This window comes from Nocardia sp. NPDC052001 (genome assembly GCF_040680615.1).
Classification (GTDB): domain Bacteria; phylum Actinomycetota; class Actinomycetes; order Mycobacteriales; family Mycobacteriaceae; genus Nocardia.
The window spans coordinates 16,587-33,428 of record NZ_JBFAXC010000024.1 but is presented as its reverse complement, the minus strand read 5'-3'; the positions used below and the strand labels follow the sequence as shown (position 1 = coordinate 33,428).

General features: G+C 64.8%; 20 protein-coding genes. 13 read left to right on the top strand and 7 right to left on the bottom strand.

What is annotated here, in order from left to right:
• On the top strand, positions 1 to 226 hold a 226-nt coding region (locus AB0L82_RS43065), incomplete at its 5' end, for a hypothetical protein (protein WP_364651252.1).
• 136 nt (positions 227 to 362) lie between these two features.
• A complete protein-coding gene (locus AB0L82_RS43060; RefSeq protein ID WP_364651249.1) occupies positions 363 to 854 on the top strand; it encodes a hypothetical protein in 492 nt (163 codons plus the stop codon).
• 54 nt (positions 855 to 908) lie between these two features.
• Here the strand turns inward: AB0L82_RS43060 and AB0L82_RS43055 are convergent, their stop codons facing one another.
• Both AB0L82_RS43055 and AB0L82_RS43050 read right to left on the bottom strand, forming a co-directional pair.
• On the bottom strand, positions 909 to 1,259 hold the full coding sequence (locus tag AB0L82_RS43055) for a GyrI-like domain-containing protein (RefSeq protein WP_364651246.1): 351 nt from the start codon (positions 1,257 to 1,259) through the stop codon (positions 909 to 911).
• Positions 1,260 to 1,353: 94 nt separating this feature from the next.
• Positions 1,354 to 1,575: a hypothetical protein gene (locus tag AB0L82_RS43050; protein WP_364651265.1), complete on the bottom strand. Its 222-nt coding sequence runs from the start codon at positions 1,573 to 1,575 to the stop codon at positions 1,354 to 1,356.
• A gap of 164 nt (positions 1,576 to 1,739) precedes the next feature.
• On the opposite strand from AB0L82_RS43050, the gene AB0L82_RS43045 reads away from it, so the two are divergent.
• The 6 genes from AB0L82_RS43045 (at position 1,740) to AB0L82_RS43020 (ending at position 5,547) form a co-directional block, all read left to right on the top strand.
• Positions 1,740 to 2,399 carry a GNAT family N-acetyltransferase gene (locus AB0L82_RS43045; RefSeq protein ID WP_364651243.1) on the top strand — a complete coding sequence of 220 codons (660 nt, stop codon included), beginning with the start codon at positions 1,740 to 1,742 and terminating at the stop codon, positions 2,397 to 2,399.
• A gap of 65 nt (positions 2,400 to 2,464) precedes the next feature.
• On the top strand, positions 2,465 to 3,130 hold the full coding sequence (locus AB0L82_RS43040; RefSeq protein WP_364651240.1) for an HAD family hydrolase: 666 nt from the start codon (positions 2,465 to 2,467) through the stop codon (positions 3,128 to 3,130).
• A 123-nt stretch (positions 3,131 to 3,253) separates the two neighbouring features.
• Complete coding sequence (locus AB0L82_RS43035; protein WP_364651237.1) at positions 3,254 to 3,400, top strand: hypothetical protein; 147 nt, start codon at positions 3,254 to 3,256, stop codon at positions 3,398 to 3,400.
• A 120-nt stretch (positions 3,401 to 3,520) separates the two neighbouring features.
• The gene (locus AB0L82_RS43030; RefSeq protein WP_364651234.1) at positions 3,521 to 4,090 is read left to right on the top strand and encodes a hemerythrin domain-containing protein; all 570 of its coding nucleotides are present in this window, start codon (positions 3,521 to 3,523) and stop codon (positions 4,088 to 4,090) included.
• 98 nt (positions 4,091 to 4,188) lie between these two features.
• Complete coding sequence (locus AB0L82_RS43025) at positions 4,189 to 4,545, top strand: VOC family protein (RefSeq protein WP_364651231.1); 357 nt, start codon at positions 4,189 to 4,191, stop codon at positions 4,543 to 4,545.
• Between the two features lie 621 nt (positions 4,546 to 5,166).
• The gene (locus tag AB0L82_RS43020; protein WP_364651228.1) at positions 5,167 to 5,547 is read left to right on the top strand and encodes a pentapeptide repeat-containing protein; all 381 of its coding nucleotides are present in this window, start codon (positions 5,167 to 5,169) and stop codon (positions 5,545 to 5,547) included.
• 306 nt (positions 5,548 to 5,853) lie between these two features.
• On the opposite strand, the gene AB0L82_RS43015 is transcribed toward AB0L82_RS43020, so the two are convergent.
• Together AB0L82_RS43015 and AB0L82_RS43010 are read right to left on the bottom strand one after the other, a co-directional pair.
• Positions 5,854 to 7,410 (bottom strand): NAD(P)/FAD-dependent oxidoreductase, encoded by a 1,557-nt coding sequence (locus AB0L82_RS43015; RefSeq protein ID WP_364651225.1) that lies wholly within the window; start codon positions 7,408 to 7,410, stop codon positions 5,854 to 5,856.
• A gap of 160 nt (positions 7,411 to 7,570) precedes the next feature.
• Positions 7,571 to 8,224 carry a TetR/AcrR family transcriptional regulator gene (locus AB0L82_RS43010; RefSeq protein ID WP_364651222.1) on the bottom strand — a complete coding sequence of 218 codons (654 nt, stop codon included), beginning with the start codon at positions 8,222 to 8,224 and terminating at the stop codon, positions 7,571 to 7,573.
• Between the two features lie 105 nt (positions 8,225 to 8,329).
• Here AB0L82_RS43010 and AB0L82_RS43005 point away from each other — a divergent pair, with 105 nt between their 5' ends.
• The gene (locus AB0L82_RS43005; protein WP_364651219.1) at positions 8,330 to 9,163 is read left to right on the top strand and encodes an alpha/beta hydrolase; all 834 of its coding nucleotides are present in this window, start codon (positions 8,330 to 8,332) and stop codon (positions 9,161 to 9,163) included.
• 83 nt (positions 9,164 to 9,246) lie between these two features.
• Positions 9,247 to 9,735, top strand: coding sequence for an Lrp/AsnC family transcriptional regulator (locus AB0L82_RS43000; RefSeq protein ID WP_364651262.1), 489 nt, complete (start codon positions 9,247 to 9,249; stop codon positions 9,733 to 9,735).
• A 4-nt stretch (positions 9,736 to 9,739) separates the two neighbouring features.
• On the opposite strand, the gene ald is transcribed toward AB0L82_RS43000, so the two are convergent.
• Positions 9,740 to 10,846, bottom strand: coding sequence for an alanine dehydrogenase (gene ald, locus AB0L82_RS42995; RefSeq protein WP_364651216.1), 1,107 nt, complete (start codon positions 10,844 to 10,846; stop codon positions 9,740 to 9,742).
• Positions 10,847 to 10,964: 118 nt separating this feature from the next.
• Positions 10,965 to 12,014, bottom strand: coding sequence for a helix-turn-helix domain-containing protein (locus AB0L82_RS42990; protein ID WP_364651213.1), 1,050 nt, complete (start codon positions 12,012 to 12,014; stop codon positions 10,965 to 10,967).
• Between the two features lie 170 nt (positions 12,015 to 12,184).
• On the opposite strand from AB0L82_RS42990, the gene AB0L82_RS42985 reads away from it, so the two are divergent.
• Entirely contained in the window at positions 12,185 to 13,213 is a 1,029-nt protein-coding gene (locus AB0L82_RS42985) for a helix-turn-helix domain-containing protein (protein WP_364651210.1), read from the top strand.
• A gap of 69 nt (positions 13,214 to 13,282) precedes the next feature.
• Here AB0L82_RS42985 and AB0L82_RS42980 read toward each other — a convergent pair whose 3' ends face one another.
• Positions 13,283 to 14,149, bottom strand: a complete 867-nt coding sequence (locus AB0L82_RS42980; RefSeq protein WP_364651207.1) for an alpha/beta fold hydrolase — start codon at positions 14,147 to 14,149, stop codon at positions 13,283 to 13,285.
• A gap of 132 nt (positions 14,150 to 14,281) precedes the next feature.
• Between AB0L82_RS42980 and AB0L82_RS42975 the strand changes: the two genes are divergently transcribed.
• The gene (locus AB0L82_RS42975; protein WP_364651204.1) at positions 14,282 to 15,094 is read left to right on the top strand and encodes an AraC family transcriptional regulator; all 813 of its coding nucleotides are present in this window, start codon (positions 14,282 to 14,284) and stop codon (positions 15,092 to 15,094) included.
• Between the two features lie 122 nt (positions 15,095 to 15,216).
• Entirely contained in the window at positions 15,217 to 16,800 is a 1,584-nt protein-coding gene (locus tag AB0L82_RS42970; protein WP_364651200.1) for an L-lactate permease, read from the top strand.
• Positions 16,801 to 16,842 lie beyond the last annotated feature (42 nt).

Here is a 16,842-nt window from a genome sequence, read left to right as displayed (position 1 = left end):
TCCTTCGAAAGACACCCGTTCGGGTCAGGAAAATTCCGGGTCAGACTCTGGCTCGTGCGGTGCGATGCGCGAGTTCCATCATGACTGGAAACTTCGCAGCCGTGAGATGCGCGGAGAACAACTCGAGACGTCCGGGGATCCGCTCGGGGTGGATCTGGCAAATGGCATCGTCCGATTGCCGAGCGCCAATCCCGAGCCGCGCCAGTCGGATCCGACTGAGAGCTGAGCTTCCGGCGGCCCGTTGGTCCTGTTGAGCGGGGTGCCGAATTGCGGAAATATTGATTTTCAAAGCCCGTCCGCAAGAACTCTTTGCAGTGCTAACGTCTGCCTGCCTGTAAGGGCGCTTGACACATGGGAGACGTATGAAAACAACAGCAGCACAGGGCCGTTGGTTTGGGGCGGGCATACTGACCGCGGCGGCTGTCGCCTCGGTGGCGATGGGTGCGGGGCAATCGGCCGCCGACACCACGCCGGCCGCGCCGATATCGATCACGATTTCGGGCACCGATCACTACGTGGGCACCGCCTATACGATCACGGTGCACTGCCAGGTGCAGAGCACGGTCGGTGTCGCGATCGATTCGGATCCATACGACGGTGACCTGCTCGGCGGACGCGCTATCGCCCCGGACGCCAATCTGCTTGCCACCGTGCAGTGGACGCCCACCACGACCGGTACACACTTGGTCGAGGCCTACGGCTGCGCGAGCGGCGTCGGCTGGCCGGGCTCCCGTCCGCCGACCGCGACCCTCGCTGTCGCGGTGACGAACGCGCCGCCCGCGAGCACCGGCAGTGCGAGCGGAAGTGCGGCCATCCCGATCATCGGTCCGCTCTTGAGCAAACTGTTCGGCTGATCCGAAAGCCGAGTGGGCCCTGACCATTTCGTGGTCGGGGCCCACTCGGTCTGTTCAGCGTTTGGCGATCGGCTCCTGGAGTTCGGTCACCCAAGCATCTTGATCGGCAGGGCATTCCAGGTTGATCTCCCTCGGATAGCCGGTCGAACGATAGCCATTCGCATCGATCCAGCGGCCCAGTGTCTGCACGGCCGGCAGCAAGGTCGCCATCGAACCGCGGTGCACGATGGTCGCCGCACTTTCGACCGGCGGCAGATCCACGATCCGCAATCCGTCATCCTCCCCGAGCGGTGCGCTGACCTCGACGCCCGCGTGCACCAGAATCCCGCCGTCGGGAGCGTCCTCGTAATACGCGATACCGGGGCCGGAGAGGGCGATCCCCGCCGCCTCCCGGCGTTTGGTCAACTCGCTGTACAGCGGTCGATGACAGGACTGATGTCATCGAAACCGGTTGCCACACAGGTCAATTCGGCAACCCGCACACTGGGCAACTTCTTGATTACGACATCGTCGGCAGGCATTCGCCCCTCACTTTCGATCGAACTGAGCCCTGCCTCGACCTGAACCAGCCGGTCCGCAGCCGCCTGCATGGCCGCTCCCAACTCGGCCTGCCGCAATCGCAGCATCGAGCCAGCTGTGCGGCGTTGTAGTACCGGTAGCCGTTGACCAGGTCGACCCGGTCGGGCCGCAACAGGCCGATCGCGTCATAGTGGCGCAGCATCCGAACCGAAATGCGGCCGTGCCGGGCGAAGTCTCCAATGCTGAACATGACCCCTCTTACCGGACCACCTGACACCGTGTGAGGGTCAGGACCCTACCGAGCGATGGTTGAGCAAACCGAAATCCATTGGTCGCCAACACCACCCCGAGGCGATGATGACCGCCATGAGCCTGATCTCCCATTGGCCTCTGGCCGGATTGCGAATTCGCACGCCGAACCTGGAATTGCGACTACCCGACCTGGATGACCTGGGTGCACTCGCGGCCTTGGCGGCCGCGGGCGTCCACGACCCCGCGGTGCAACCGTTCCGAATCGCGTGGACCGATGCCGAGCCTGATGAGGTGGCACGGAGCGTGATGCAGTGGCATTGGCGCTGTTGGGCCGACTGGCGCGTGGACGAATGGGAACTCAACCTCGTCGTGCTCCGTGATGGTGAAGTGGTCGGTTCGCAGTCGATCGGCGCGAAGGATTTCGCCGTCTGCGGCGAAGTGAGCACCGGATCATGGCTGGGCAGAACCCATCACGGTCAAGGAATAGGAACCGAGATGCGCGCGGCGGTCCTGGCGCTGGCCTTCGCCGAACTCGGCGCCGACACCGCGCTGTCGGGCGCTTACGAGAACAATCTCGGCTCGAACGGCGTCTCACGCAAACTCGGTTATCAGCCTGACGGTGTCGAGGTGCACGCCGTGCGTGGCAAACCCTTGGTGCTCAACCGATTCCGTTTGAGCCGTGCCCGATGGGCGGCCGGTCGCACCGTGCCGATGGAAGTGATCGGACTGGCGGAGTGCCTGCCGCTGTTCGGGAGATCGGCGACTGGCGCTTGATCAACGGCAGCTGGTCCGAGCCGCTGAGCGTGCTTAGGGCCAAGATCAGCGGGTAGCCGGTGTAGATGACCGAATCCACCATCGCTGTCCTGGACATCGACGGGACGCTCATCGACTCCAACTATCAGCATGCCTTGGCCTGGTTCCGGGCGTTGCGCTCGGTTGGTGAGACGTACCCCATCTGGCGGCTGCATCGGCTGATCGGCATGGGCGGAGACCAGTTGTTGACGGCGCTCGGCGGTGCGGATCTGGAGCGGCGCGTGGGTGATCAGGCCCGCGATCAGCAGGGCAAAGAGGTCGACGCACTGATCGAGGAGATGGTGCCGCTACCCGGTGCGCGCGAGCTGCTCGTGGCCATCAAGCAGCGCGGTCACCGGGTGGTGCTCGCCAGCTCCGGTCAGCAGCGCCACGTGGACATCTTTCTGGACAAGCTGGAGGCGCGCGACATCATCGACGACTGGACCACCAGCGACGATGTGGAGACATCCAAACCAGCGCCCGATCTACTGCGGGTGGCTCTGAAGAAGCTGTCCGCGCCGCAGGACGCCCCGAGCGTCATGATCGGCGACTCGGTGTGGGACGTCGAAGCGGCCAAACGCGCCGCCATGCCGGCAATCATCGTGCGATCCGGAGGTTTCGGAGACGACGAGCTTCGCGGTGCGGGCGCCCTCGAGCTGTACGACACCCCGGGCGATCTCGCGGAAGCGCTGGACGACACTCCGTTGGCGTGAGGTTCGCCGACGCCCGTCTCCACCCAGCGACCTCGGGTTTGCGCTGTGCGAGCACGGGTATGGCGCAGATGCGCTCCACATGATCAACACTCAATTCGCCAAGGCATTGGGAAAGGACCGAGGATGACCGCGAAATCCGACAGAGAGCAAGCCGAAACCATCGCCTCCCGGCGGGACGACGACGAGCAACCGACGGCGCGGAAAGATCCCGAAGCCACCACCGAGGATCAGGCCGCGAATATGGACTTCGAGGGCGACGTTCCGCGCTGAGGCGATTCCGGGTCCGCTCGTCGCCGATCCGAAATTCGCTCCGCCACTACCCGCGCTTCGTCGGCGCAGTCGGCGACTCCTCAGGCATGCTGACCTGAGATGCCTTGTCAGGGAGGAACTGTGGATATCACCGAGCTGATCCTTGATGACCACCGCGAGCAGCGGCGGCTCTTCGCGATCCTGGAGCAGATCGATCGCGCCGAGACCGGTGTGCTGTCGGCGATATGGGCCAGACTGGCCGCGTTTCTCGAGTTGCACGCCCTTGCCGAGGAGGAGATCTTCTACCCGGCATTGCTGCGGGTCGGCATCGCCGCACATCGTAAGGGCGGGGTCGAGGACGAGACGCTCGACGCGATCCACGACCACAATGAGATTCGGGACGCGATCGCCGATGTGGCATCGCATCCGGTCGGTACCGACGCCTGGTATGCGGCCGTGGCGGCGGCAAACCTGGCCAATAGCGATCACATGGCCGAGGAGGAGCGCGAAGGGCTCACCGACTTCCGCCGCCTGGCCGGGTTGCAGACGCGGCACCAGCTCGCGGTGTCGTTCGCGGCATTTGAGGCGCGGAACTTCGCCGGTGTCGAACCCGTGGACAAGGACCCCGCCGAGTACGTTCGCGAGGTGGAGCAGGGACAGCGGACTCAGGCGAGTGGATCGTTGAGTGTCGGCAGCATGAAGCGGAACTGACCTTCACGAACCAATGGTCGGCCCGGGAAGCCGAGCCACCGTCCGGAGCTGCGCGGGGAACACGGTTTATGCGGCGGCAAATCGGCAACCCGGGTTTCATGATCGGAAACCTTCGCTCGGTAGTGCTCGACAGCAAGGATCCCGCCGCTTTGGCGGGCTTCTATCAGCGCGTACTCGGCGGCACGGTCGAGACCGTCGATGACACCTGGACGGTATTGACCGACGCGCAGGGACGTCGGCTCGCGTTCCAGCTGGCTCCCGAACACGAGCCGCCACGATTCCCGGATCCGCACGGTTCCCAGCAGTTCCACCTCGACATCGAGGTCGACGAGATCGAGGCCGCCCAGCGAGATGTGTTGGCGCTGGGCGCGACTCGGGTGACCGACGCCGAGGGCGAGGACAACTTCAGGGTTTTCCGCGATCCGGCCGGGCACCCTTTCTGCCTGGTCTGGTGACTCTCAACGCTTTTGGCCCACATGCCGGGGACGCTAGGGCGTCGTAGCACTGTTTCGGATGTTCCATTCGCGCAGAGCGTTAGCCACTTTGGCTATCAGCTCGCGGTTGCTCTCGTAAGTCCACGTCTGCGCAGGTGCGGGTATCCGCGCCGTTGCGGACGTCCGGCGCTGTCCGCAGGTTGCGCATCGAGTGATCGACCTACGGGCCAACATCCGAGCGTTGGCTTCTGTTGCCCCTACCTGATGGGTTCACGTGTCACGACTTTCGGTGACTTTGTACCCTACCCCCGAATGGTCTCGGATGATCTTTCCTGATAGGCCGTTTGCTGTACTGGCGGCGCTTCTCAATGGAACTATTCCGTTTAATAGCAATTGTTTGGCAACCGTGTCGGGGTTGCCGAACACTCGCGTTTTGACATGCTGTGAAAGGGGAAGGGTGCTCGACCGAATTCCCTGAAAACCCTGGGATGACACCAGGGTAGGTGTCGGTTTATCGCTGTATTCGATCGCGTGGGTTTGATTTCCAGCATGTTCAGACGGGCGTTGGTGGTTGATTCAATGAGAGTTTCCTCTGGTAGCTGGTGGGGTCGGGTGGGAGTTTCGCAGGTTAAGCGTGAACCCGTGCGGGCGGTCCAGCCGGGCGCCAATCTGTCGGGTGCCCGGCTCGCCGCGGTTGATTGGGCATGTGCCGATCTCACCCATATCGATTTCACCGGCGCGGATTTGCACAGTGCGAGTCTGGTTTATGCCGATTTCAGTCGGGCAACACTCGCGTGGGCGTCATTGCGATACGCTGACCTGCGTCATGCCGACATGCGTAGCGCCGACGTAACTGGAATGGCGGTGATCGGGGCGAATCTGACGGGCGCGCTTCTCCCACCGCCGGCCTACATGGCGAAAGTGTGGTGGTCGGCGACGACAACATGGGATCCGCCACTGGCCCGCATCATCGCGCGTCTCTCCGAGCAAGTATCAGAGGGTATCTACATCCTCAACCCGTAAACCGCGCACAAGGGAGCCGGACTAATCGATGAGCGAGAAAGGTGAGATCGAACCCCTCGTCTTTCGAATCCGATCTCACCTGTATTTGCATACATCGCGCGGCTACGCCTCTGCGCATTAGAGCGCCGCGCGATTTCTCCTCGTGCCACAGCGCGGGCCGGGGATGACCAGCAACACGATTCTTCTACTCTGATGAAATAGAAGCGGATATGAACCTATACGGCGATGCGGGCAGTTTCCAGCCAGCTACCGAATTGGTGACCTACGGATCAAATCGGACAGGCATGGGTGGATCTGCCTTCACCGTCAGGGCTGGGTCGCCAGTGCGTGAGCGGGGTCGGCGGCGAGCAGCGCCGGTCGAGTGGTGTATCGGTAGTGGTCGAGCGGGAAATGGCGGTTGCTCCAATACATTCCGGCCTGGGTGGTGGCTCGGAAAGCGGGGCCGTCGCCTTGGTAGTTGATGTAGTAGGTGCGAGATTCGGCGCAGCCCTGTTTGAACAGGTAGGTGTTCTTGTTGCGGGCGTACATGCGCGCGAAGTACTCGTCGTGTGGCTGCTGCCGGATTTCGACGCGAGTGGCGTTGCGGCGCAGGGTTTCCTTGATCGCCCGGGCGCTGTGTGCGGCGGTCGCCTCGATGAGCGGGATCACCGAGCCGGGGGCGTATCCGTAGGGCCCGAAGATGTGGAACATGTTGGGGAACGCAGGCACTGAGACGCCCTCGTAGGCCTGGTATTTGTTCTGGTCCCAGAACTCGCCCAATTCGATTCCGCCGCAACCGTATACGGGATAAGGAGGGGTCGCGCCCTTGTCCATGACCTGGAAGCCGGTGGCCGTCACCACCATATCGAACTCGCGCAGCGTGCCGTCTTCGGTGGCGATGCCGTCGGCGGTGAACTTCTCGATCGGAGTGGTGACCAGGTCCACGTGCGGCTGGGTGTAGGTCCGGAAATAGGTGTTCGAGATCGAAGGCCGTTTGCAGCCGAGCCGGTAGGTCGGGGTGAGCGCCTGCCGCAACTGAGGATCGCGAATCTGGGTGTACAGATAGGCTTTCAATGCCGCCTCGCCGGTGCCGAGCACCGCGGAGGTCAGGCGCGGATAGTCCGACAGCGCGAGTCCCAGGCCCAGGAACGCGTTCACCGCGACATTGCCGAGGAACCGTACCGCCTGCTGCGCGGGCGGAAAGTCCAGTGCGCGATTGCTGACCGCACCCATCGGGAAATCGGGTTTGGGCGCGACCCAGATGGCAGTGCGCTGGAATACCGTCAGCTGTTCGACCTTGGCTGCCAATTGTGGAATCACCTGTAGTGCAGTGGCTCCGGTGCCGATGACGGCGACCCGCTTACCGCTGTAATCGTAGGAGTGATCCCAGCGCGCGGTGTGCATGAGGCGTCCGGAGTAGCTGTCGATGCCCGGAATCGCCGGTGGCTTGGGTTGTTCCAGCGCGCCGACCGCGCTCACCAGAAAGCGCGCGGTGATCTCGTCACCGTCGGTGGTGCGCACCCGCCACATATCCGCGGTCTCGTCGAAGCGGGCCTGGCTCGCTCCGCAGCCCAGGCGCAGTTTGCCACGCAAACCCTGCTGATCCACGACCTCCTCGGCGTAGCGCTGAATCTCGTTGCCGGGCGCGAAGAATCGCGACCAGTGTGAGCGCTGCTGGAAGGAGAAGTTGTAGATCGGCGAGGGGACGTCGACGGCGACGCCCGGGTAGGTATTGGCATTCCAGGTGCCGCCGACGCTGTGCCATTTGTCGATGATCAGGAAGTTCTCGATGCCCGCGCGGCGCAGCGCCGCGCCGGTGCCGATGCCGCCGAATCCCGCGCCGATGACGAGTACGTCGAAGGATGGTGTGCTCTTCGTGCCCATGGGTGTCTCACTAGGTGATCAGGTTCAGCAGCGGCTCGGTCATGGATGTCCGGGGCGCGAATGCGACAGTGAGCAGCAGTCAATTACCGGACAGTAATGTCATCAAAATAAGCTGTCCCAGACAGATTCGCAAGAGTGTGTGCGACGAATGGCTCTGCGGTTACGCCTGATGCGGCGGGTGGTAGTGGCTGAGGAACATGTCGACGCCGTCGCGAATGAGACGATCGGTGAGGTCGGAGTCGATGGAGCTGCCGAAGGAACCCATGATCAGATGGGGGTAGACGGTCAGTCCGAAGAATTGGATGACCGCTACCTCGGGATCGGGGATCTCCAATTGTCCTCGGTCGCATAGGTCTTGGAGGGCGGCGGCGAGGTTGGCCGCGGATCGCGCCGGGCCGCGCTGCTGCCAGGCATCGCCGAGCTCGGGGAAGCGGTGTAGTTCCGCGGTGACCACATTGCGTAGACCCAGCCGTGAGGGATCGTTCGCGGTGTTGATCAAGGCCCAGGCGATACGGATCAGGGCCTCGCGCGTGTCCTCGGCGTCGGCGAGGTCGGCGCGGACATCGGCCAGGGTGGCGTGGGCTTCGTCCATCGCCTCGCCGATGACTTCGCTGAACAGGTCCTGTTTGCTCTTGAAATGGTTGTAGACGGTCACCTTGGAAACTCCGGCGGAGGCCGCGATGGCGTCCATGCCGATGTCGAATCCATTGCGCACGAACGCTTCCCGCGCGGCGGACACAATCGCCTGGCGGCTGCGTTCGGCGCGCTTGCCGGTGGGAGCCGCAGCGGGGACTCGTTCCTGATCGGTCGTCACAGGTCCCATAGTACCTACTAACTGAACTCTTGAGTACGGATCAACTGTCCTGTACCGTTCAGTTAAGTTAGTTGGACAGCATGGCTTGACGCACAGGAGTGCCCAATGATTTCCGAATCCGCTGTATCCACCCCCGCTCACACCCTCGAGGTCGACGATGCGCGCCTGCACTATGAACTGCGCGGCACCGGCCCCCTGATCGCTCTGGTCGGCGCGCCGATGGACGCGTCGGCGTTCGCACCGCTGGCCGAGCTGCTGGCGGTCGACCACACCGTGCTCACCACCGATCCGCGCGGCATCAACCGCAGCCCGGTCCATGATCCCGAGCAGGAGTCCACCCCGCAGCTGCGCGCGGGGGATCTGTCGCGGCTGCTCGCCCATATCGACGCCGGGCCGGCCACGGTATTCGGTTCCAGCGGTGGCGCGGTGACGGTGCTGGCGCTCGCCGAGGCGCATCCCGAACAGGTGCATACCGTCATCGCTCATGAGCCGCCGTTGATCGAACTACTCGACGATCGTGTGGCACTGCATGCCGGTACCGAGGAGATCATCGCCACCCATCTGAGCGGCGACACGCTCGGCGCCTGGGGAAAGTTCATGAGCCAGGCCAATATTCAGTTGCCCCCGGGCCTACTGGAGATGATGTTCGGCGGGGAGCGCGATCCGCGCCAGCTCACCGACGAGCACCGCTGGTTCACCCGTGAACTGCGTGCGACCACCCATTTCTCGCCCGATATCGCGGCCTTGCGCGCGGCGAGCGCACGCATCGTGATCGGTATCGGCGAGGATTCGTCCGGGCAGCTCTGCGATCGTTCGTCGCGGGCGCTCACCACGGCGCTGGGTAGCGAACCCACACTGTTCCCCGGTGACCACACCGGATTCGTCGGTGATCCCGACTCGTTCGCGACCCGGCTGCGCGCGGTGTTGGGTGAGAGCTAGTCCGAATCTTTCGATGACGTCACGGCTCGCAGCCGAACGATCTTCGATACTGTGCGGAGGTGCGAAACGATCCTTTGGTGCCGATGACAGCCGTGGACCCGATGCGAACCGCACCGGCGCTCGATGCCGTTGACCTGGTGCTGCTGGACGAGCTCGCGCGCGATGGCCGTATGACCAATAGCGCGCTGGCCGCGGCCGCCGGAATCGCACCCTCCACCTGCCTGGGGCGGGTGCGAAACCTCGTCGAGCGCGGAGTGATTCGCGGATTCCACGCCGATATCGATCCGGCCGCCCTGGGCCGCGATCTGCAGGCGATGATCGCGGTTCGGGTGCATTCGGACGCTCGCGGCCAGCTCGCCGCATTCGGTGAGCAGATGGCCGCGGTGCCCGAGGTCGAGAACGTCTATTTCATCGCCGGTGCCGACGACTATCTGATTCACGTGGCGACGGCGAACTCCGACGCCCTGCGGCGGTTCGTGCTCGACAATCTCAGCGCCCATCCCGCGGTCGCCTCGACCGAGACCATTCTCATCTTCGAACACATCCAGACCGCAGGACGCGAATCATCCTGAGCGGCTAGACCGCCACACGCTCGACGGCGTAATCATGCGCGGCGGCAACCGATTCCGAGAGCAGCGCACCGGCATGGGTGCTCAGCCCTGCGGCCAGCCCGGGATCCGCGGCGGTCGCACCCCGCCAGCCCTTATCGGCCAGTGCCACCGCATACGGCAGGGTCGCGTTGGTGAGCGCGACCGTGGAGGTGTGCGGCACCGCGCCCGGCATATTCGCCACGCAGTAGAAGATCGAGTCGTGCACGCGATAGGTGGGCTCGTCATGGGTGGTCGGTCGCGAGTCCGCGAAGCAGCCGCCCTGATCGATGGCGATATCGACCAGCACCGAACCCGGCTTCATGTGCGAGACAAGGGCATTGGACACCAGCGTCGGGGCCTTCGCGCCCGGCACCAGTACCGCGCCGATCACCAGATCCGCCTCGAGCACCAGATTGTCGATCTCGGTGCGATTGGACACCACGGTGCGCACCTGCCCGTGATAGAGATCGTCGATCTCGCGCAGCCGTGCGACATTCAGATCCAGCACGGTGACATCGGCACGCATCCCGTGCGCGATGGCAATCGCATTGCGCCCGGCCACACCCGCGCCGATAACCACCACATTCGCGGGCCGCACGCCTGGCACGCCTCCGAGCAGCACTCCGCGCCCACCGCCACTGCGCATCAGGTGGTACGCGCCGGACTGGGTCGCCAACCGCCCCGCCACCTCGCTCATCGGAGCCAGCAGCGGCAGCGATCCGTCCGCGGCGGTGACGGTTTCGTAGGCGATGGAGGTGATTCCGGAGGCCAGCAGCGCATCGGTGCAATCGCGCGATGCGGCCAGGTGCAGGTAGGTGAACAGCACCTGCCCGGCCCGCAATCGCGAATACTCCTCGGGCACCGGCTCTTTCACCTTGAGGACCAGGTCCGCCGCACCCCACACCTCATCGGCGGACTCCAGGACCCGCGCCCCGGCATCGAGGTAGGCCGCATTGTCGAACGAGGATCCGATTCCGGCATCACTTTCGATGTAGACCTCATGTCCGCGATGCACCAACTCCCGCACGCCCGCGGGCGTTGACGCGACCCGGTACTCGTGATTCTTCACTTCGCGGGGGATTCCGATCCTCATTCAGTACTCCCTGAACGTCAGCGACTGCGGCCGAATGACCGCTCACGGAGAGTATGAATATGATTCGAATCCATCGCTATATCTCTGAAGATAATTCTGCAGACGCAGCATTCATCATTCAAAGTCGCTGAATTGTGGCGCCAGTCGCCCGCCTAGCTGAAGGATCTTCGCCCGCCCGCCGGAACTCGCCGGGCGAGCGACCGGTCTGCCGCTGAAAGGCCCGCTGCAGTGCGCGCGGGTCGGTGTACCCCAGCCGGGTTGCAATCGACCGAATCGGAAGATCGGTCTCCCGCAACAGTTCAGCAGCCTGCTCGTGGCGAATCGCGTCGACCTCATCACGCCAACTGGTGCCCTGTTCGCGCAGTCGCCGCTGCAGCGTGCGCGGGCTGATCGACAACCGCTGCGCAACCTGCTCGAGCCGGTATTCGCCACCCCGAACCGCTTCGTGCAACGCCATTCGCACCCGATCGCCCTGATGCGGCGGGAGTTTCGCTTCGACCAGCAGCAGCTCGGCATGCCGCCGATGAATTCTCCCCAACTCCGGATCGCTACCGGTCGGCAACTCGGCTGCGTCGAGAAATGTCATCTCGGCGTACGGTGCGTCGAATTCGATACGGCCCGTGCCGAATACATCTTTCAGATGCCGGTGCTCACGAGGTGCCGCGTGCCGAAAGCTCACCCGAATCGGCACCAGATGCTGCCCTGTGGCCTCACGGGCCCGCTGCAACATCACCGACAGCGTGAACTCATCCACCATTCCCAGAATCGGCCCTGGCTCAACCGCCGACAAATCCCGCACCGTCAACAACCCACCACTGACGATCACCTCGGCCCCACCGCGCGGATCAGCCACCACCGCACGCATTCCCGTCACCGTCCGCAAACTCTCCGCGAGCGTAGCGCCACTGGTGAACAAGTAGTCCCACACCGTGAGCCGCCCTCGCGTCGCGGTCGCCGCCACCCGCAACCCCGACCGATGTCCCACGGCCGCATAAAGCAATTCCCACATCCGCCAAGCGGATTCGGTAGGCACCCGCACCAAGTCATCCCCCAGCACCGCAGCGTCCACCCCCAGCCCACCTGCCAACTGCGCCCGGCACACCCCAGCCCGCAACGCCGTCTCCCACACCAGCGACGCCAGCCGCGAGGAGATGGTGTTCTCGATCATCGAAGCACCCTATCCCCAACCACTTGCTTCCACCTGGTGGTTTCGCCCAGGCCGAATCCGGGATCCTCCACGGAGCGAAAACGGGCGATAGGGTCCACGATGGTGCGTGTGGGCTGCGGAAGATATTCCTAGCAAACCGTTCGGTCTTGAATTGCCGATATGCTCCGCCGGTGATCGAAGGCACCATCCCCACTCGCACCGCGCTCGTGCTCCAGCAGACCGCATTGACCGTCGGGGTGTCCCCGGCCCATCTGTCCGGCGCGATGGAGATGGATCAGGTCGCGTTGGGGGACGATCGGATGCGGGTGCCCATCGAATCGGCGTGGCGGATGTGGGAGATGATCGGGTTCGCCGGTGGGCCGGGGGCCGGACTGTGCGCCAGCGCTGCGGCTGGGCGCGGGACGCTGGGGGTTTGGGACTATCTGTTCTCCAGTCGGGCGACGCTGGCTGAAAGTCTGCGCACGGTAATGGAATTGCGGTCGGCGGTGACTGACCCGTCGGTTGACTGGCAGGTGCTCGAGGACGGTGGCATGCTCACCGTTCGAGTCGGAGTGGCCGTGGAGGCCGATCCGGTATTCGTGCCGGTTGAGGAATTCGTGCTCGCACTGGTGCTGCGACGGGTGCGCGAGGCCACCGGGACGCACATCATTCCGATTCGGGTCGCGTTCACCCATCGCGCCAGCGGGCGGCACGCGCATCTGATCGATGAATTCGGTACCAGCAGAATCGATTTCGGTGCTTCGCATTCGGAGATCAGTTTTCTCGACATCGCGGATCTGCCCACCGGCCGCGATCCGCACCTGGGTGATCTGCTGTGTGACTACGCGCGGCTGACGCTCGCCGGAGCGCGACCGCTTCCATCCTGGCTGGATCGGTTTCACACTGCCGTCGCCGATGCGATCGCGTCCGGTGATCTGAGCCTGGGCACGGTATCGGCTCGAATGCTCACCAGCCCGCGCACCTTGCAGCGCCGACTGACCGAATTGGGCACCGGCTGGCGCGACGAAGTCGACCGGGTGCGACGGCAGCGGGCCATGGATCTGCTGCGCGAAACCGATCTCACCGTGCAGGCGGTCGCCGCGCGGGTCGGTTTCTCCGATGCCCGCGCGCTGCGACGTGCCTTCGCGCACTGGACCGGGCAGAGCCCGGCCGATTTCCGCACCGGCCAGCCGGTTCAGGCCCACCGCGGACCCCTCTGACAGCGGTGAACCGAACGACCAACCGGGCGTTGCCGCCCCGCTATGACACGAGGCGGGCTATCCGGAGGTTCAGCGAGTCAGCACGCCACGGAAGTGCGCCGCGGCGGCGTCGGCGGCGGCATTGATCAGCCGCGGATCGTCGTAGAAGTCGATCTGACCGACCGAGTCGAGCCACAGCTCGGACTTGGGGCTCGACACCGTCGCGTAGAACTTGCGGGCGAACGGCGGCACCAGCGCGTTCTCCGAATGCACCATCGTGAACGGCACCGCGAGCCGGGCAGCAGCCTCGATGGTGTCGAAATCCGAGTAGGCGAAGGATTGCACCGCGTACCCGTTGGTGTAGTTCGGCACCGCGCCCCGGGAGGTGCCGTAGTACTCGTACGCCTCACGCAACGGCATACCCACATCGCCGCCATCGGGCGCGACCGCCGGAATCGTCTCCGCGACACCGGTTTCCCGCCACACCTGCTCGGCGGCCCGCCCGCGCGCGATCGCCTCCTGGCTCGGCGGGGCGTCGGCGGTATCGGAGTAATACCCGGCCACGCCCGCGAACGCCTGGATCCGCGCATCGTCCGCGACCGCACGCGCCATGTATCCCGCGCCCGCGCATACCCCGACCGCGACCACCGGTAGTCCGCTGGTCCGCTCATCGGCGAGCAGGGCGGTCACCGCCTGCTGAATGTCCTGGGCTTTGCCGATCGGATTCTCGAACTGCCGTGGCTGGCCTCCGCTCTCACCGAAGGTGCGGTGATCGAAAGCCAGTGCGGCGAAACCGCGTTCGGCCATCGCCCGGGCATACGCACCGGCGGCCTGCTCCTTGACCGAGGTCAGCGGGCCGCTGGTGACGATCGCGGCGAGCGGCTCGCCCTCGGGCAGGTGCAGGACGCCTACCAGCTGATCGCCGTCGTTGCTGAAGGTGAAGTGTTCGGTTCTCACGCCGAAAGCCTATGGCGGGTTCGGTCACCCCAAACGGTCATCCCGCGTCAATAAGGGGACGTGGAACGCCAACCACACCATCCGGAATCATTGCCGCCGCTCACGCCGCCGCGGATTTGCTAGCCTGCGCGAGTGGGATCGGCAGGTGAGCACGCTCGACTCTGGACCGCCGACGCCAGCTCCCAGGTGGATCTGCTGGCCGCCCGCTTCGAAACGTTCGAATTCGACAAGCACAGCCATGATCAGCTGTCGGTCGGGATGATCGAACAGGGTGCGGAAGGCCTGCATATGGCGGGCGGCAAGGTGGTGATTCCGGCCGGTCAGCTGGTGATCATCAACCCCGGCCAGGTGCATACCGGCTTCGCCGCAGCCGAATCCGGATGGCGCTATCGGATGTTCTATTTCGACACCGCTCTGGTCGAGGAGCTGGCGGGCGCGCAGCTGGGGACCCGTGAGGTGTGGTTCCCCGAAACAGCCGTGCGCGATGACGAATTGTTCGCTCGACTGCGGATCGTGCATCAGGCTCAGGAGCAGGCGACCGATCCGTTGAGCGCGGAATCGTTGCTGCTCACCGGGCTTGGCGCAGTGCTGGGGCGGCACGCGCGAGGTGGTCGCGAGCGTGTGGGACTTCCACTGCCCCGCCACGGAGTCGAGGCCGCACGCCAACTCCTGCACGACCGATGGCGCGAAGCCGTCACCGTCGCCGAACTCACCGCCGTGTCCGGGATTTCGCGCGCCACGCTGATCCCCGCCTTCCGGCAGGCGTACGGTCTACCGCCACACGCCTACCTATTGCGGTTGCGCGCCAACCACGCTCGCCGATTGTTGCTGACCGGTGGACAACCGGCGGCGGTGGCGGCCGAGACCGGGTTCGCCGACCAGGCGCACCTGACCCGAATCTGCAAGCGCTACTTCGGCGTAACGCCTGGCGCGATCAGACCCTGATTTTCGAAGCCGCCAGGCGATGTCCACTCATCGCCTGTGCTGAGATTTTTGTTCAATACCTCGCCCCACCCCGGCAGCCAGGCTGTGTCGCAGTAGGAAGCGACGAACCGCCGTGGGAGGCAATGATGTGGGCATTAGCGGTATCGCCGCTGGCCGTGGTGCTGGGCATGATCATGGGACTGCGCCGCCCGGCGCACTGGGCGGCCGCGACCGGTGCGGTCGTTGCTGCACTGTTGATTTGGTGGCGACCCGAGTTCACGCTCTCCAGTGACGCCATGCGCGCAGGCGCCGGGGGAGCCGGACTGCTGGTACTGAACGCGGCCGCTGTCATGCTGCCCGGTGTCTACCTCAGCCAGGTACTCACCCGCCAAGGCGTGCACCACTCCCTACAGGAATGGGTCCGGGGGTTACCGCTCTCGGGGCCAGCGAAAATTGCATTGGTGGTCGCCGGAATCGCCCCAACGGTGGAGGCGCTCACCGGATTCGGAGTCTCGCTCCTGGTCACCGTCCCGGTGCTGCTGGCCCTCGCTCCACCCGCGACCGCACTGCGCCAAGCCATGCTCGGTATGAACATCATCCCTTGGGGCACACTGGGTTTGGCCACGGTCATCGGAGCCGCGCTCACGCAAGTACCGGTAGCCACCCTCGGTACCGCCACCGCGATCACCAGCGCGATGATCTTCCCATTGGTGACGGTCTGGGCGGCGTTGCTATCCCAGCCCGAAAACCGCATGCGGACAGCGGTTCTCGCCGCCGGAGCAGGTGCATTACTCTCCATCGGACTGCTGATCATCAACCGGCTGGGCGTCGTCCCGCCCGCCGGTGTCCTGGCCGGGCTGTTCGCCACCACGGTCGGCCTCACCCTGAGCGCGATTCGACGGCATCGCACCGAATCGCAGGCGATCCGATCGCAAAGCAGCACGCGCGGTGAGGGTCCCGCGTTCGCCGAACTCGGTGCGTCCGAAGCGAACAGCCTGCTTGCGGAAAACGGTGCGTCCGGCGGCACCGCTGTGGTTACGGCAGGCTCCGTACCCGCGGGGCGATTGCTTCCACCCGGCGCTGTTCTGCGCGCCTACGGAAGTGTCCTGGGCGGCATCGCAATCCTGCGCATAGCGACCGCGACAGGTGTCCCAACCCTGTCGCTGCATGCCGGAGGCGCGAGCTTCGCCCTGCTGTCCTCCCCGGGCCTGCCACTATTGGCCGCCGCCCTGCTCCTGGACCGAGGCCGCCCGCACCTGCTCGACGCCCGCGCCGCCCTCACTCGCGTAACTCGCCCCCTGCTCGCCCTGACAGGTTTCGTCATCCTCGGCCGCCTCATGGCCGACAGCGGCATGATCGCCCACCTCGGCGCAACGGTAGCCACCGCTCCCGAACTCGTTGTCGCCCTTGCGGCCCCCGCCCTCGGCATGCTCAGCGGCTTCGTCACCGGCTCGAACGTCGGCGGCAACGTCCTGATGATGTCCCTCCAACAACAACTCGCCCCTACCGGCCTCACCACCTGGTTCGCCGCCCTCCAGAACAGCGCCGCCGGCCACGCCGTCTTCACCTCCCTCCCGATGATCATGCTCATCCTCGCGGTAGTCGGCGACCGCGCCACCACCGCGGGCATCACCGAAAACCAATTGCTGCGCTTCGGATTACGAGTAGCCGCCGCGATCTACCTATTGCTTGCTCTGACAGCGGTTGCCGTGGTGTCCCTCGCCTGAACCTTCGATACCCTCGAGCAAATGGAGTCTCCTATGAGGCGC